The organism is Streptomyces sp. NPDC088246, from assembly GCF_044741025.1.
GTDB lineage: Bacteria > Actinomycetota > Actinomycetes > Streptomycetales > Streptomycetaceae > Streptomyces.
Map to the genome: position 1 here is coordinate 14,219 of NZ_JBIURV010000007.1, position 16,172 is coordinate 30,390.

At 69.9% G+C, this 16,172-nt stretch carries 14 protein-coding genes; 9 read left to right on the forward strand and 5 right to left on the reverse strand.

Annotated features, from left to right (window positions below):
- Positions 1 to 17: 17 nt before the first annotated feature.
- Complete coding sequence (locus ACIPEK_RS12185; RefSeq protein ID WP_383075843.1) at positions 18 to 1,007, reverse strand: 4-hydroxy-3-methylbut-2-enyl diphosphate reductase; 990 nt, start codon at positions 1,005 to 1,007, stop codon at positions 18 to 20.
- 74 nt (positions 1,008 to 1,081) lie between these two features.
- On the opposite strand from ACIPEK_RS12185, the gene ACIPEK_RS12190 reads away from it, so the two are divergent.
- The 4 genes from ACIPEK_RS12190 (at position 1,082) to ACIPEK_RS12205 (ending at position 5,019) form a co-directional block, all read left to right on the forward strand.
- Positions 1,082 to 2,473, forward strand: coding sequence for an APC family permease (locus ACIPEK_RS12190; protein ID WP_401994108.1), 1,392 nt, complete (start codon positions 1,082 to 1,084; stop codon positions 2,471 to 2,473).
- Positions 2,474 to 2,544: 71 nt separating this feature from the next.
- Positions 2,545 to 3,756 (forward strand): exodeoxyribonuclease VII large subunit, encoded by a 1,212-nt coding sequence (gene xseA / locus ACIPEK_RS12195; protein WP_383075847.1) that lies wholly within the window; start codon positions 2,545 to 2,547, stop codon positions 3,754 to 3,756.
- A gap of 116 nt (positions 3,757 to 3,872) precedes the next feature.
- Positions 3,873 to 4,139 (forward strand): exodeoxyribonuclease VII small subunit, encoded by a 267-nt coding sequence (locus tag ACIPEK_RS12200; RefSeq protein WP_401994112.1) that lies wholly within the window; start codon positions 3,873 to 3,875, stop codon positions 4,137 to 4,139.
- 289 nt (positions 4,140 to 4,428) lie between these two features.
- On the forward strand, positions 4,429 to 5,019 hold the full coding sequence (locus ACIPEK_RS12205) for a malonic semialdehyde reductase (RefSeq protein ID WP_093896807.1): 591 nt from the start codon (positions 4,429 to 4,431) through the stop codon (positions 5,017 to 5,019).
- Positions 5,020 to 5,114: 95 nt separating this feature from the next.
- Here ACIPEK_RS12205 and ACIPEK_RS12210 read toward each other — a convergent pair whose 3' ends face one another.
- On the reverse strand, positions 5,115 to 5,633 hold the full coding sequence (locus ACIPEK_RS12210; protein ID WP_401994115.1) for a DUF4245 domain-containing protein: 519 nt from the start codon (positions 5,631 to 5,633) through the stop codon (positions 5,115 to 5,117).
- 142 nt (positions 5,634 to 5,775) lie between these two features.
- On the opposite strand from ACIPEK_RS12210, the gene glpX reads away from it, so the two are divergent.
- On the forward strand, positions 5,776 to 6,807 hold the full coding sequence (gene glpX / locus ACIPEK_RS12215) for a class II fructose-bisphosphatase (protein WP_093896805.1): 1,032 nt from the start codon (positions 5,776 to 5,778) through the stop codon (positions 6,805 to 6,807).
- A gap of 117 nt (positions 6,808 to 6,924) precedes the next feature.
- On the opposite strand, the gene ACIPEK_RS12220 is transcribed toward glpX, so the two are convergent.
- Positions 6,925 to 7,308, reverse strand: coding sequence for a WhiB family transcriptional regulator (locus ACIPEK_RS12220; protein WP_383075315.1), 384 nt, complete (start codon positions 7,306 to 7,308; stop codon positions 6,925 to 6,927).
- Positions 7,309 to 7,507: 199 nt separating this feature from the next.
- Positions 7,508 to 8,170 carry a DUF1707 domain-containing protein gene (locus tag ACIPEK_RS12225; protein ID WP_401994120.1) on the reverse strand — a complete coding sequence of 221 codons (663 nt, stop codon included), beginning with the start codon at positions 8,168 to 8,170 and terminating at the stop codon, positions 7,508 to 7,510.
- Positions 8,171 to 8,357: 187 nt separating this feature from the next.
- On the opposite strand from ACIPEK_RS12225, the gene ACIPEK_RS12230 reads away from it, so the two are divergent.
- From ACIPEK_RS12230 to ACIPEK_RS12245, 4 genes are all read left to right on the forward strand, one after another.
- A complete protein-coding gene (locus ACIPEK_RS12230; RefSeq protein ID WP_401994123.1) occupies positions 8,358 to 10,031 on the forward strand; it encodes a fumarate hydratase in 1,674 nt (557 codons plus the stop codon).
- Positions 10,032 to 10,167: 136 nt separating this feature from the next.
- Complete coding sequence (locus ACIPEK_RS12235; protein WP_401994126.1) at positions 10,168 to 11,466, forward strand: RNA-guided endonuclease InsQ/TnpB family protein; 1,299 nt, start codon at positions 10,168 to 10,170, stop codon at positions 11,464 to 11,466.
- A 151-nt stretch (positions 11,467 to 11,617) separates the two neighbouring features.
- Positions 11,618 to 12,790 carry an MFS transporter gene (locus tag ACIPEK_RS12240; RefSeq protein ID WP_401994674.1) on the forward strand — a complete coding sequence of 391 codons (1,173 nt, stop codon included), beginning with the start codon at positions 11,618 to 11,620 and terminating at the stop codon, positions 12,788 to 12,790.
- 468 nt (positions 12,791 to 13,258) lie between these two features.
- Positions 13,259 to 14,560, forward strand: coding sequence for a M18 family aminopeptidase (locus ACIPEK_RS12245; RefSeq protein WP_401994129.1), 1,302 nt, complete (start codon positions 13,259 to 13,261; stop codon positions 14,558 to 14,560).
- Between the two features lie 62 nt (positions 14,561 to 14,622).
- Here the strand turns inward: ACIPEK_RS12245 and ACIPEK_RS12250 are convergent, their stop codons facing one another.
- Entirely contained in the window at positions 14,623 to 16,152 is a 1,530-nt protein-coding gene (locus ACIPEK_RS12250; RefSeq protein WP_401994132.1) for a ricin-type beta-trefoil lectin domain protein, read from the reverse strand.
- Positions 16,153 to 16,172: the final 20 nt, after the last annotated feature.

A 16,172-nucleotide genomic window follows, 5' to 3' on the forward strand; every position in this document is an offset into this window, starting at 1 on the left:
CCGTCGACACGAAGCCGTCACTTCTCCATGAGCGCCGCGGCCTCGGCGCGCAGGTCGCGGCGCAGTTCCTTGGGCAGCGAGAACGTGATGGACTCCTCGGCCGCCTTCACGATCTCCACGTCCTCGAAACCGCGCTCCGAGAGCCACGCCAGGACGCCGTCGACCAGGACCTCGGGAACGGACGCGCCCGAGGTGACGCCGACCGTGGAGACACCCTCCAGCCAGGCCTCGTCGATTTCGTCGGCGAAGTCGACCAGATGGGCGTCGTTCGCACCGGCGCCGAGGGCGACCTCGACCAGGCGGACCGAGTTCGAGGAGTTCTTGGAGCCGACGACGATCACGAGGTCGGCGTCCGCGCCCATCTGCTTCACGGCGATCTGGCGGTTCTGCGTGGCGTAACAGATGTCGTCGCTGGGCGGCGAGATCAGGAGCGGGAACTTCTCCTTGAGCGCGCCGACCGTCTCCATCGTCTCGTCGACGGAGAGCGTGGTCTGGGAGAGCCAGACGACCTTCGACGGGTCGCGCACCTCGACACCCGCGACGTCCTCGGGGCCGTCGACCAGCGTGATGTGCTCGGGGGCCTCGCCGGAGGTGCCGATGACCTCCTCGTGGCCCTCGTGGCCGATCAGGAGGATGTCGAAGTCGTCCTGCGCGAAGCGGACGGCTTCCTTGTGGACCTTGGTGACCAGGGGGCAGGTCGCGTCGATCGTGGCGAGCTTCCGCTCGGCCGCCTCCTCGTGCACGGTCGGTGCGACGCCGTGCGCGGAGAACATCACGATCGAGCCCTCGGGGACCTCCGCCGTCTCCTCGACGAAGATCGCGCCCTTCTTCTCCAGGGTCTGTACGACGTACTTGTTGTGGACGATCTCGTGGCGCACGTACACCGGGGAGCCGTACTGCTCCAGGGCTTTCTCCACGGCGATCACGGCACGGTCCACGCCCGCGCAGTAGCCACGGGGAGCGGCGAGCAGGACGCGGCGGGGTGTCGTAGCAGTCATGCGTCCCATCGTAAGGCCGAGCCGAACGCGCGGAAGATCGGCGGGGTCGCAAGACTGATGCGTACGCGATCGACGGAGGGCTCATGTCGGGGACGGGCAGCGGCAGCGGCGGCGGCGGCGGGGTCACGGAGGCGGAGGGGGCGCACCAGGAGGAAGGCAGGCTGCGGCGGACGCTCGGCTTCCGGGATCTGGTGGTCTACGGGCTCCTCTTCATCGCTCCGATGGCGCCCGTCGGCGTATTCGGCACCCTTGATGCGAAATCCGACGGTGCGGTCGCGCTGGTCTATGTCGCGGCGACCGTCGTGATGGCGTTCACGGCCTTCAGCTACGCCCAGATGGTGCGGGTCGCCCCGCTGGCGGGCTCGGTCTTCGCGTACGCACGCAAGGGGCTCGGGGAAGGGCCGGGGTTCATCGCCGGGTGGATGGCGATGCTCGACTATCTACTGATCCCCGCGGTCGCCTATCTCTTCTCCGGGATCGCACTGAACTCGCTCGTGCCGTCGGTGTCACGGTGGGTGTGGACGGCGCTCGCGGTCGTCGTCACCACGCTGCTCAATCTCTGGGGTGTGCGGGCTGCCGCCCGGGTCGGCTTCGCGGTGCTCGCGATGGAGATCGCGGTGCTGCTGGTGTTCCTGGTCTCGGCGGTGGTGGTTCTTGTACGGGACGGGGCGCAGCGCGGCTGGCTGACCCCGCTCACCGGCGATTCCGGCTTCTCCGCTCCGGCGGTGCTGGGGGCGGTGTCGGTGGCCGTGCTGTCGTATCTGGGCTTCGACGCGATCGCCTCGTTCGCGGAGGAGGTGACGGGGGGCTCGTCGAAGGTGGCGCGGGCGGTGCTGTTCTGTCTGGTGCTCGCGGGTGTGCTGTTCGTGGCGCAGGGCTATCTGGCAGCGCTGCTGGAGCCGATGACGTCGGCGGAGCTGGCCGCCGATCCGGCCGCGCAGGGGGCGGCGTTCTACGACACGGTGGACTTTGCGGTCGGGACCTGGTTGCACGATCTGGTGGCGGTCAGCAAGGCGATCGGGGCGGCCTTCGCGGCACTGGCCGGGCAGGCGGCCGCGGGGCGGTTGCTGTTCGCGATGGCCAGGGAGCGGCGGCTGCCCTTGCTGCTGTCCAAGGTCGACCCGCGGTCCGGGGTGCCGCGGGTCGCGATCCTGCTGGCCGCGACGGTGACGCTGGTGGCGGCCGTGTGGGCGGCCCGGCGCGCCGACGGTCTCGACCGTCTGGTGTCGGTCGTCGACATCGGTGCGCTGACGGCGTTCGTGCTGCTGCACGCGTCGGTGGTCGGCTGGTTCGCCGTACGCCGGATGGAGGGGCCGCCCAGCTGGTGGCGGCATGTGCTGGTGCCGGTGGCGGGTGCGGGGGTGCTGATCGCGGTGATCGTGGAGGCGACCGCGAGCGCTCAGGTGGTGGGGGTGTGCTGGCTGGGGGCGGGGCTGGTGGTCCTGGCGCTGCAGTGGGGGCGGCGCACAGCCTGAGGCGGGGGCGAGTCGGAGTGGCTGTTGTCGTGGGCGGCTGATTGTCGGTGGGGGCGGATACGCTCGCTCGCATGGCTCTCCAAACGTCCGCGGAAGCTCCGCTGCCCGTCGGTGATGTGTCGCGGCTGATCGGGGGGTGGATCGACCGGCTCGGCGCCGTCTGGGTCGAGGGTCAGATCACCCAGTTGTCACGGCGGCCGGGCGCCGGCGTGGTGTTTCTGACGCTGCGCGACCCGTCGCAGGACATCTCGGTGAGCGTGACGTGCTTCCGTCAGGTCTTCGACCGGATCGCGGATGTCGTGACGGAGGGAGCGCGGGTCGTCGTGCTCGCCAAGCCCGAGTGGTACGCGCCGCGCGGCCAGCTGTCCCTGCGGGCCACGGAGATACGGCCGGTCGGCATCGGTGAGCTGCTGGTCCGTCTTGAGCAGCTCAAGAAGTCGCTGGCCTCGGAGGGGCTCTTCGCGCTCGACCGGAAGAAGCCGCTGCCGTTCCTGCCGCAGCTGATCGGGCTGGTCTGCGGCCGGGCCTCGGCGGCCGAGCGCGACGTTCTGGAGAACGCGCGGCGGCGGTGGCCCGCGGTGCGGTTCGAGGTGCGTAACACGGCGGTGCAGGGGGTGCACGCGGTGAATCAGGTCGTCCAGGCCGTGAAGGAGCTGGACGATCTCCCGGACGTCGACGTGATCGTGGTGGCGCGGGGTGGCGGCAGCGTGGAGGATCTGCTGCCGTTCTCGGACGAGCAGCTGATCCGTACGGTCGCCGCGTGCCGTACGCCGGTCGTGTCGGCGATCGGTCATGAGCCGGACTCCCCGCTGCTCGACCTGGTCGCGGACCTGCGCGCCTCCACTCCGACGGATGCGGCGAAGAAGGTCGTGCCCGATGTGGGCGAGGAGCTGGACCGGGTACAGCAGCTGCGGGACCGTGCGCTGCGGACGGTACGGGGGCTGCTGGACCGGGAGGAGCGGGGGCTGGCACATGCGCTGGGCCGGCCCGCGATGGAGCATCCCCAGCGGATGGTGGACGAGCGGGCGTCGGAGATCGATGCGCTGATCGGGCGGGGCCGACGGGTACTGGGGCACCTGCTGGACCGGGCGGACTCGGAGCTCGCCCACACCCGGGCACGGGTGGTCGCGTTGTCGCCCGCGGCGACGCTGGAGCGCGGGTATGCGGTGCTGCAGCGGGCGGACGGCCATGTGGTGCGGGCTCCCGCGGACGCGGGGGCGCCGGGCGATCTGCTTCGGGCGCGGGTTTCGGGGGGCGAGTTCGCGGTGCGGGTGAGTGAGTGAGCGAGCGGGGGTTCGGTGCGGGGGGGCGGACGAGGCGGACGGGCGCCGAGGCGGCTCGAAAGCGATGACGGACGAGGTAGGAGGCTCCTGATGAGCCGGAACGTAGGGTGGGGCACATGACGGACGACGGGACTACGACGGCTGGTGCCGCGGGCACGCTCGGATACGAGCAGGCCCGTGACGAGCTGATCGAGGTGGTGCGCCGCCTGGAGGCGGGCGGTACGACGCTGGAGGAGTCCCTCGCGCTGTGGGAGCGGGGCGAGGAGCTGGCGAAGGTGTGCCGGCACTGGCTGGAAGGCGCGCGCGCACGGCTGGACGCGGCCCTGGCGGGGCCGGCCGCCCCCCAGGAGAGCGACGGCGGCACGACAGCCGACAACGGCTGAGGCCTCCCCGACTTCCGACTTCCCCGGCCGGCCCGGCTTCCGGCTCCCTGGCCCGCCCGGCTGCCCGGCCCCTGCTTTTCGGACGAGGCCGACCACGGCAAGGCAGGCGGGCGCAAGGCAGGCGGGCGCCCGCGATCGGGAGATCCCCCCCTGCCGACGAATGGCACAAGAGGCCCGCGCTGTGGAACAGATCACTCCGTTCCGGTTTTAGTTGAAAGTTAACCTACCTCTCCCGTACCGTGGTCGGCGTTGCTTGATCCCCGTGTACGCCCGGAAGGTAATACGCAAGATGTCCCTCGTTCTTGACCCCGCCGCCCAGGACCTCCTCTTCCGTGAGGCCCGCACCGCCAACACCTTCACCGACGAGCCGGTGACCGAGGAGCAGGTCCAGGCGATCTACGACCTGGTCAAGTACGGCCCCACCGCGTTCAACCAGTCGCCGCTGCGCGTCGTCCTGGTCCGCTCCGACGACGCCCGTGCACGCCTCGTCAAGCACATGGCCGAGGGCAACCAGCCGAAGACCTCGACCGCCCCGCTGGTCGCCATCCTGGTCGCCGACAACGAGTTCCACGAGGAGCTCCCGGCCCTGATGCCGCACTTCCCGCAGGCCAAGGACGCGTTCTTCTCCGAGCGCCCGGTCCGCGAGTCGTCCGCCGCGCTCAATGGTGCGCTGCAGGCCGCGTACTTCATCATCGGCGTCCGCGCCGCCGGCCTCGCCGCGGGCCCGATGACCGGTTACGACGCCGCCGGCATCGAGAAGGAGTTCCTGGACGGCGACCACAAGGTGCTGATGGTCGTCAACATCGGCAAGCCGGGCGAGGACGCCTGGTTCCCGCGCCTGCCGCGCCTCGCCTACGACGAGGTCATCACGACCGTCTGACCGTCGCCGCGCGTACGCAGGAGGCCCTGGAGCATCACGTTGCTCCAGGGCCTCCTCCGTGCGCCTTGTACGAGGCAGATGCCCCGTACAGGACATCAGGACGACTTGAGTGCGGCGGCCATCTCCGCCAGCCGCTCCGTCGAGGCGGAACCCGTGACCACCGTGGTCGCACCCTTGCCCTGACGCACGAGGGCGTCGTACTTCTCGCCCTTCCAGTGCTGCCAGGTCTCGCCCGCGACCTGCTGCGTACGCCCGGTGTTCTTGGCGTCCTGACTGACCTCGGTCACATACTTCTGCGCCGGGGACGTGGACTGCTCCACCGCGACGTACTTGCCCTCCGGGTCCAGGAAGCCCAGGTGCCAGCTGTTGCCCGCCCGGCGGTCGTAACTGACCGAGGTCGGCTTCCACTCCTTGGCCAGTCCGTCCGGGGCGGCCACCGGGTACGGTGCCGCGCGCCGCGCCGTCAGGAGCTCCACCCGGTAGTCGACCGCCTTGACCGGGTTGGCGTTCTCGTCGTGCGGAATGAAGATGTAAACGAGCCCTGCCGCAGCGGAGATCACCGCCATCGACAGGAACATGTCCCGCACTGTCTGCTTGCCTCGCTTGCTAGCCACGGGTCCATGGTCGCATTAGGCCTGACGGGCCCGGCCCGGGGGCAGCCCGCTCATACGTGACCCGGCCTGCTCATTCTGTCGACCTGACGATAGAGTCAGAGCACCCTCTTCCGGTCGTCGTCGTACAGAAAGGTGCGCTCCGATGTCCGAGCATCATCTGCCGTCTCAGCTAGAGGTCTCTCCGGAGGCCCCCGACCGTAACCTCGCCCTGGAGTTGGTCCGGGTCACCGAGGCCGCCGCCATGGCAGCAGGGCGCTGGGTCGGCCGCGGCGACAAGATCGGCGCCGACGGCGCCGCCGTGAAGGCCATGCGGACCCTCGTCTCCACCGTCTCGATGAACGGCGTCGTCGTCATCGGCGAGGGCGAGAAGGACGAAGCCCCCATGCTGTTCAACGGCGAGCGCGTCGGTGACGGCACCGGTCCCGAGGTCGATATCGCCGTTGACCCGATCGACGGTACGACCCTGAACGCCAAGGGCATGCCGAACGCGATCGCCGTACTGGCCGCCGCCGACCGCGGCGCCATGTTCGACCCGTCCGCGGTCTTCTACATGGACAAGCTGGTCACCGGCCCCGAGGCCGCCGACTTCGTCGACATCAATGCACCCGTCGCGGTGAACATCCGCCGCGTCGCGAAGGCGAAGAACTCCGCCCCGGAGGACGTCACCGTCGTCATCCTCGACCGCCCCCGCCACGACGGCATCGTCAAGGAGATCCGGGAGACCGGCGCCCGGATCAAGTTCATCTCCGACGGCGATGTCGCGGGCTCGATCATGGCTGCCCGCGAGGGGACCGGCGTCGACCTGCTCATGGGCATCGGCGGCACCCCCGAGGGCATCATCTCGGCCTGCGCCATAAAGTGCCTCGGCGGCGTCATCCAGGGCAAGCTCTGGCCGAAGGACGAGGCCGAGCGGCAGCGCGCGCTGGACGCCGGGCACGACCTGGACCGGGTCCTGTCCACCGACGACCTGGTCAGCGGCGACAACGTGTTCTTCGTCGCGACCGGCATCACGGACGGTGAACTGATGCGCGGCGTGCGGTACCGCGCGGAGACGGCGACCACCGAGTCGATCGTCATGCGGTCCAAGTCCGGCACCATCCGGAAGATCGACTCGACCCACCGGCTGTCGAAGCTGCGCGCCTACAGCGCGATCGACTTCGACCGCGCGAAGTAGGTCCCGTCCCCGAGGTTCGGGGAGCAGAACGCGAAGAGGCGCCCCCGTGTGCGGTGGGGGCGCCTCTTCGCGGTACGGGCGCGAGGGGACCGTTTCAGGCAGGCCCCCGTCGGCCGGTCAGCCCGCCGCGGCTATCCGGCCCGTCGCGGCGGAGGACGCGGATGATGCCTTGAGTTCCATCTCGCGCCGTCTGCGACGGGCGAGCACCACACGGCGTTCGGCGGCGGTGAGGCCGCCCCACACCCCGTACGGCTCCGGCTGTATGAGGGCGTGTTCCTGGCATTCGACCATCACCGGGCAGCGCGCGCAGACCCGCTTCGCGGACTCCTCGCGCGCGAGTCTGGCAGCAGTCGGCTCCTTCGACGGGGCGAAGAACAGCCCGGCTTCGTCCCGGCGGCACACCGCCTCCGAGTGCCAGGGGCCGGCCTGGTCCTCCCGCGCGGGGGTGCGCTGGGGAGGGCCGGCGGCGACCTGCAGGGGCTGATGCGGCAGTTGCAGCACGGTCCACTCCTGACGACGGCTTCGCGAGCGAGAGACGATGCAGCACTCCCTACCCGCTGTGCGCGCGCCTATGCACTGAGTGGCACGTGGTTCCGGATGCGGAATAGCGACCGTCAGGAATATGGCTTGTTCTCGAAGGAGTTCAGAGCGGTTCGGAAGAGTTCGCACCAGGACGGACCGCGTCGTTCCCGGCCGGGCCCTAGCCGAGGTATTTGCGCAGCCGGTCCTGGAGATCCGCAATGAACTTCCCGCGCTTGGGCTTCGCCTCGACGCTGCCGAACACCGAATAGCCGTTGACGACCACCACTGGCGCTTCGGGGTCCGCGGATTCCAGTGTGGCGACTTCGAAATTACCGAAGACGCCCGTGCCGCTGCCGCGCAGCGAAATGTTCTCGGGGACCTTGATCTCGACACTTCCGAAGATGGCGGTCGCATTGATCACTGTGAGCCTTTGACCGAAAAGCGCCTCGGTCAGATCGATCTCCACGCTGCCGAAGAGCGCAAAGGCGTTCGTACGGCCGCCGACCCGCCAACGGCCCTTGCGGGTGGAGCTGCTGAAGATCGCCACCAGGTTCTCGGCCGGGCCCGTGGGGCTCTCGTGGCCGACGGCGCCGGGCTCGGCGGCCGACCGGGAGGCACCCCCCGGTGCAGGCAGATCCCGTACCAGCGGCTCCAGTTCGCCGATGGTCTTGGCGCGGTAGACCACATCGACCCGCTCCGCGTGTTCCTCGGCGGTGAGCCGGCCCTCGGCCATCGCCTCGCGCAGGATGTCCGCGATCCGGTCACGGTCCGCGTCGGAGGCGCGGATACCGGCCGGCTCCGCCGGGGCTACGGGCTGCTGGGGGTGCTTTTCGAGGTCCACCGGCCCAGCGTACCCAAACGCGATAGATCGCGACTAGCCCCCACCGCGCCTCCGCCGTGTCGCCCCCGCGTCGCTCCTGTGCGGATGCCGAACTGAGCCTTACCTCACAGCTTCGGCGTCCGCGCGGCGTTCTACCCTGGTGCGTGCGCTGCCCAAGGGAGGCCAGCCGCTGTCTGCCGAGTGAGGAATGGCCGTAATGCCAGAGTTTGCGTACTCCGATCTGCTCCCTCTGGGAGAGGACACCACGCCGTATCGTCTGGTGACCTCCGAGGGTGTATCCACCTTCGAGGCCGACGGCCGTACGTTCCTCAAGGTCGCCCCGGAGGCGCTGCGCACCCTGGCTGCCGAGGCCATGCACGACATCTCGCACTACCTGCGCCCCGCCCACCTGGCGCAGCTGCGGCGGATCGTGGACGACCCCGAGGCGTCGTCCAACGACAAGTTCGTCGCGCTCGACCTGCTGAAGAACGCGAACATCGCCGCCGCGGGTGTCCTGCCGATGTGCCAGGACACCGGCACCGCGATCGTCATGGGTAAGCGCGGGCAGAACGTACTCACCGAGGGCGGTGACGAAGAGGCCCTGTCGCACGGCATCTTCGACGCGTACACCAAGCTCAACCTCCGCTATTCGCAGATGGCTCCGCTCACCATGTGGGAGGAGAAGAACACCGGCTCGAATCTGCCCGCGCAGATCGAGCTGTACGCCACCGACGGTGGCGCCTACAAATTCCTCTTCATGGCAAAGGGCGGCGGCTCGGCCAACAAGTCGTTCCTCTTCCAGGAGACGAAGGCCGTGCTGAACGAGGCCTCCATGATGAAGTTCCTGGAGGAGAAGATCCGTTCGCTGGGTACGGCCGCCTGCCCGCCGTACCACCTGGCGATCGTCGTCGGCGGTACGTCGGCCGAGTTCGCGCTGAAGACCGCGAAGTACGCCTCCGCGCACTACCTGGACGAGCTGCCCGCGGAGGGCTCCTCCACCGGTCACGGCTTCCGGGACAAGGAGCTGGAGGAGAAGGTCTTCGAGCTGACGCAGAAGATCGGCATCGGCGCCCAGTTCGGCGGCAAGTACTTCTGCCACGACGTACGTGTCGTCCGCCTCCCCCGCCACGGCGCCTCGCTGCCCGTCGCGATCGCCGTGTCGTGCTCGGCGGACCGCCAGGCCACCGCGAAGATCACCGCCGAGGGTGTCTTCCTGGAGCAGCTGGAGAAGGACCCGGCCCGCTTCCTGCCCGAGACCACGGACGAGCACCTCGACGAGGGCGACGTCGTGCGGATCGACCTCAACCGGCCGATGGACGACATCCTCGCCGAGCTGACCAAGTACCCGGTCAAGACCCGGCTCTCACTGACCGGTCCGCTGGTCGTGGCCCGCGACATCGCGCACGCCAAGATCAAGGAGCGGCTGGACGCGGGCGAGGAGATGCCGCAGTACCTGAAGGACCACCCGGTCTACTACGCGGGCCCGGCCAAGACGCCCGAGGGGTATGCCTCCGGCTCCTTCGGCCCGACGACGGCCGGCCGGATGGACAGCTATGTCGCGCAGTTCCAGGCGGCGGGCGGCTCCAAGGTGATGCTGGCCAAGGGCAACCGGTCCAAGCAGGTCACGGACGCGTGCGACGCGCACGGCGGTTTCTACCTCGGCTCGATCGGCGGACCGGCGGCGCGCCTCGCTCAGGACTGCATCAAGAAGGTCGAGGTCGTCGAGTACGAGGAGCTCGGCATGGAGGCGGTCTGGAAGATCGAGGTCGAGGACTTCCCCGCGTTCGTCGTCGTCGACGACAAGGGCAACGACTTCTTCACCGCGCCCGCCCCGGCACCGACGTTCACCAGCATTCCGGTGCGGGGTCCGGGCCTCGCCTGATGAGCTGAGGCGTGCCGAGGCACGACAGGTACGGTCCCGCGGGGGCGTTCCGGCCGCATTCCATCGGCCGGGGCGCCCCCGCGGGCCGTTCCCACCCCAGCGGGCGTTGTCAGTGGGGGCGGCCAGGTTGGGGGTCATGACGACAGGAGCGCAGAGCGGGGAGAGTGCCGGGCACGCCCGGTACACCTACCGGCTTCGTGTGTCGTCCACCGCAGCCGCCGCGCTGGAAGCGGAGCGGGCGCGGTGCCGGTGGATCTGGAACGAGAGCTGCGCCCGGTCGAAGAAGGCCCATGCCGAGGATGAGAAGTGCGGCCCGGCCGGGCTGGACAAGATGCTGACCGAGGCCCGGACCGTGATGTCCTGGCTGCGTGAGGGCAGCAGCGTTCCGCAGCAGCAGTTGATCCGCGACTTCGGCAAGTCCCGGGCCAAGGCGCTCAACGACATCAAGGCCCGGTTGCCGATGCGACAGCGTGCCGGGATGCCGAAGTACAAGAAGAAGCACGAGACGGACCCCACGCTCAACTACACGCAGCGCGGCTTCCGGTTGAAGGACGGTCGCCTGCACCTGGCCGGGGGTATCAGCTTGACCGTGGTGTGGTCGCGCGATCTTCCCGAGCCGCCGTCGTCGGTGCGCGTGTACCGGGACAGCCTCGGGCATTGGTACGCCAGTTTCGGCGTCCCCACCGCCACCGAGACGCTGCCCTCCACAGGTGCGGTGATCGGGATCGACTGGGGCGTGAAGGAGACGGCCACCACCACGTCCGATGACCATGACCTGCCCCACGCCGAGTACGGCAAGAAAGCCGCCGGCGGCCTCGCGCGCTACCAGCGGATGATGGCCCGACGCCGCGCGCCCCGGGGCAAGGCCCGGTCGAAGGGCTACCGCAAGGCGCAGCGGCAGGCCGCCAAGCTGCACAAGAAGGTGGCCCGGCAGCGGCAGGACACTGCCCGCAAGTGGGCCAAGGCCGTGGTCCGCGACCACGACGCGCTGGCGGTCGAGGACTTCAAGCCGAAGTTCCTCGCCAAGTCCACCATGGCCCGAAAGGCCGCCGACGCCGCGATCGGCGCGACCAAGACGGCCCTGATCGAAATGGGCCGCAAACACGGTCGGCCCGTGCACCTTGTCCACCCCGCGCACACCACCACGGACTGCGCGCAGTGCGGAGCGAGAACCAAGCACGCACTACCTCTCTCGGAACGAACCTACTCGTGCACCACGTGCGGAGCCGTATCCCCCAGGGACAAGAACTCCGCCCGCGTGATGCTCGTCCGGGCTGGTCTCAACCCGGCTGGTGCTGATCGTGCAAGAGCTGACGGACCGCCGGTCCACAGCCAACGTGAGCCAGGAATCCCTCCTTCCAGGGAGGGGAGGATGTCAAAACCATGCAGATTACATTCGTGCAACCCGGAGGCCATGGGTGAGCACGACTGGTGACTATGGGCCGGTGACACAAGACATCGAACAGGCGGACGACTGGCCGGACCGCGCACCGGATATCGATCCGGCCGGCACGGCGCGCGGCGAGCGCCGTTATCGATTCCTGGTCGCCGGATACGCGTTCTCCTCGTACGGCACCTTCCTGAATATGGTGGCGCTCAATCTGTTCGTCTACGAGACGACGGGCAGGGCGCTCGCAATGGGCCTGTTCATGGCCGTGCGGCTCGGGTCCGGATTTCTCGCCGGACTCGCTGCCGGCGGTCTCCTCGCCCGATTCACGGCCAAGAGCCTCATGCTGTGGACGAATGTGGCGCAGGCGACGGTGATGCTGTTGCTGGTCTTCGCGCCGGAGGGGATGCGGACGGCCGCACTGATGGCCGTTTCCGTGGTGGTGGGTGCCTGCGGGACGCTTTTCATGGTGTCGCTGCGCAGCTCCATTCCCGAGATGGTGGGCGACGAGCGGCGGTCATGGGCCAACTCCCTTTCCATCACGGGGCGTTCACTGGCCATGGTGGCCGGTTTCGCTTCGGCAGGTGTGGTGGTCTCGCTGGTCGGCTACACCGCCGCGTTCGTGGTGGACATGGCCACCTTTGTGGTCTGCGCCGTGACGGTGGCCCTGCTGCCGATCGCGGGCGGGGGCGGAGGGAAGGGCGCCCGGCCGGAATCGGAGGGGGATTCCTGCGGCGGTACGCAGGAGGGTGAGCGGGGGACCGGGACGGGGCGGCGGCGGATGCCGGGGGCGTTCCTCAGGTCGGCCGCCGCGCCCGGTCTCGGTCTCATGGTGGTGCTGCGGGGTGCGGACGCCTTCGGTTCGTCCTCCCACAACGCCGCGCTGCCGGTCTACTCCGCCGGGCTCGACGCCTCGCACCCTGCCGTGTTCGTCAGCGCGTTCTGGTGTCTGTGGGCGCTGGGGAACGTCGTCGCGCAGCAGTTGATCCAGCGGTACATGAAGCGCACCGGGCGGGCGGTGGGTGCACCGGGGTTCGGGTACGGCACGTGTCTGATGTCCGGGGCGTTCATTCTGGCGTTCGCCGGGTTCCCGTCGGCGGCGACCGCCGTGATCGCACTTGTCGCGGGGGCGGCCGACGGGCTCACCGAGGTCTCGTACACCTCGCATCTGCAGACGCTCCCCGCCGATCTGCGCGGTCATGCGTTCGGGCTCTCCGCGACGGTGGAGAATCTCGGGTTCGGCGTCGGCATGATCCTGGTCGCGGCGGTACTCGACAGCCACAGTCCGCTGACCGTCGTCGCCTGGTCGCACGGGGTGGCCATCGTGATCGCCGTGATGTTCCTGATCAGGGTGGCGGGGTCACGGAGGTGAGATCGCGTCCCGCGCCCCGCTCCGGTGCCGATCGCGGTGGGCAGCTGCGGTGAGGGTTCGCGTACGACGGAATTCAGCCAATCTTGAGGCGCACTCGTGCGTGGCCGACGAACACGGGCGGTGCCGGAGAGCGGGGTGTCGCGTGCCCCGGCCCTCCGCAGCGTCTTCCCGGACGCCCCCGGTACGGGCCCCGTGCACCCCTGGTCATCTCGGACGCGCGCGCCGGGCGGCCGGTCCGGCAGCGCCGATTTCACGCAGCGGGCCGCGCCGCGGACTTGCGCCTTGCCGGGCCGCTGCGGTGAGTTGTCGGACGTTCCTGCAGCGCTCCGCCGACCCGGGGCATCAGGAAGCAGTCCTGGGGAACCAGGAACTGCCGCCACCCCCCGGACACCGCGCCGCGCCCAGCGGCCCGGCGCGGGTTCACCCACCCTCACCCTCACCGTCGAACACCGGAAAGGCGGACGCCGTATGACGCCGCTTCCCCACCGCAGCCACGCCGACGACCTGCTGTCCTTCATCAGGGCCAGCCCTTCCCCGTACCACGCGGTGGCGAGTGCCGCCCGGCGCCTGGAGAAGGCCGGCTTCCGTGAACTGCGCGGCACGGACGACTGGACGGGCACGACCGGCGGCGGCTTCGTCTCTCGCGGCGGAGCCCTGATCGCCTGGTACGTCCCCGAGGGCGCCCCCGCGCACACCCCCTTCCGGATCGTCGGCACACACACGGACTCCCCGAATCTGCGGGTCAAACCCACCCCCGACACCGGGTCCGCGGGCTGGCGGCAGATCGCCGTGGAGATCTACGGCGGCGTTCCGCTGAACACCTGGCTCGACCGCGATCTGGGCATCTCGGGGCGGCTCGCGCTGCGCGGCCCCGGCGGCGGGGTCGAGTCCCGGCTCGTCCAGATCGACGAACCGCTGTTGCGGGTGCCCCAGTTGGCCATCCATCTGGACCGTACGGTCAATGAGGGGCTCACCCTCGACCGGCAGCGCCATCTCGCCCCGCTGTGGGCGCTCGGGGCGCCCGAGGAGGGCTCGCTGCTGCGCCGGGTCGCGGCGGCCGCGGAGGTGGACCGGGACGACGTCCTCGGCTGGGATCTGATGCTCCATGACATCCAGCAGCCCGGATATCTCGGCGCGGACCGGGAGTTCGTGGTGTCCGCGCGGCTGGACAACCTGGTGTCGGTGCATGCGGGCGTCACGGCCCTGTCGGGTGCGGCGACCGCGGACGACGGTCCCTCGTGCATCCCCGTCCTGGCGGCCTTCGACCACGAGGAGGTCGGCAGCGGTTCGGAGACGGGCGCGCAGAGCCCCCTGCTGGAACGGGTCCTGGGCCGTTCGGTCACCGCGCGCGGCGGCAGCTCCGAGGACTTCTCCCGCGCCCTGTCCGGCGCCTTCTGCGTCTCCGCCGACATGGCGCACGCGGTGCACCCCAACTACGCGGAGCGGCACGATCCGGGCCATCATCCGCTGCCCAACGGCGGCCCCGCGATCAAGGTCAACGTCAATCAGCGGTACGCCACCGACAGCACCGGCATGGCGGTGTTCGCGGCGGCGTGCGAGCGGGCGGGTGCGCCGTGGCAGCCGTTCGTCTCCAACAACGCGATGCCGTGCGGCACGTCGATCGGCCCGCTCACCGCGGCCCGGCTGGGTGTCCCGACGGTCGACGTGGGGGTGCCGGGGCTGTCCATGCACTCGGCGCGCGAGCTGTGCGGGGCCGACGACCCCGGTCATCTGGCGGCCGTCCTGGGCGCGTTCGTGACGTCCGGCTGACACACCGGCCGGGGCGGGGCGGCCGAGGCCGCCCCGCCCCCTCCCTGCACCGCGGGAACGAGTTACGCGAACCGCTGCTTCGCACTGCCGTCGCAGCTCTGCAGCTTCAGCGGGTCCTTGGCTGCCGCGAGCGTCAGGCACAGCCCGGTCGAGGCCGCCGGGCGCAAGGTGCCCGACTGCTTGACGAACTGCTGGTTGGCCGCGCCCGAGCAGTTCCACACGATGAGCGTGGCGCCCGCCTTGTAGTCGGCGCCCGGCACATCGAGGCACCGGTCGTGGCTCAGCTCCGTCACGATGCTCTTCGTGCCGGAGTCGTACCACCAGCCCTGGTTGCGGCCGCCGTGACAGTCCCAGCCGCCGATCTCGGTGTCGTTGCGGGTCACCGAGGCGGGGACGTCCACGCAGGTGCCCGTGGCCTCGTTCCTCAGGGGCTTGAAGGCGTCGTCCCACGCCGCGGCCTGCAGGACGGGCGATCCGGTGCTCGCCGGGTCTGCGCAGCCCGCCTCGCGCAGGGACGCGTTGTAGATCTGGGTCAGGCAGGAGGCGAAGGCGGCGTGGCCGCGCGCGTTCGGGTGGAAGGACTGCCGTACGGAGTTGGAGTCCGGCGGGAAGTGCGACAGGTCGATGTAGAGGCCGCGGGCCCAGGTGTTGTCGCTGCAGACCTCGTGGCCGTGGAAGAGCCGGGAGTTGTCGAGGTAGACGGCTCCGGTGTCGGCGGCGGCCTTGCGCATGCCGCGCTCGAAGGCGGGGACCGCGACATTACGGCCCCAGGCGGCGTCGGAGTCGTATCCGGCGCAGCCACCGGGAAGCTTGCCGGGGAAGTTCGGGTTGTCGTAGAAGTCCGGGCCGATCGGGCTCGGGTAGCCCATGACCACGAGCTTGTAGTCGCTGTCGGCGTATCCGGCGCCCGACATGACGGTCTTCAGATCACGCACCGTCTTCTCGACCTTGGGGACGAGTCCGTCGACGCGCGCCTGCCAGCCGCCCTCGTACTTCGACTGGCACGCGCCCTGGAGGAGGACCCAGCGCTCGACGCAGTCCGTCATGACCGGGCCGAACTGGAGGTCGTCATTGGCGCCGGCGACCAGCACGATCATCTTGATGCGGGTGTTGCGGGCCTTGATGGCGAGGTTGTCGCTCTGCACGAGTTCGTCGGCGTACTGCTTCGATCCGCCGATCACGATGTTGCCGGTGTACGCGCCGGAGCAGGAGACGTTGTACGTGACGTCGGCCGGGATCCCGGTGCGGTGGATGGCCGAGTCGGGCGAGCGGTGGCACCAGTTGTCGGGGCCGTTCGTGCCCGCCTCGTACGTGCCGACGCCCTCGCCGGAGATCTCGCTGTCGCCGAGCGAGATCAGCCCGGTCTTGCGGTCGGCGAGCGGGCGCTCGGCCGGGTCGCCGTACAGCCGGGTGGCTTCGGCGGCGCGGATGGCCTCCAGTTCGGGCGACAGGGGGGTGGATGCGGTAGTGGTGATACCGGACCGGTCTGCCGCGCCCGCCGGTCCTGCGGCGGCGGCCATGCCGCCCAATGCCGCCGCCATGGCCGCGGCGGCCGCGACCGTACAGCGAAGTCTGTGCCTGGTGCGCCTCATTGCGCCTCCCCGGGTTGTGG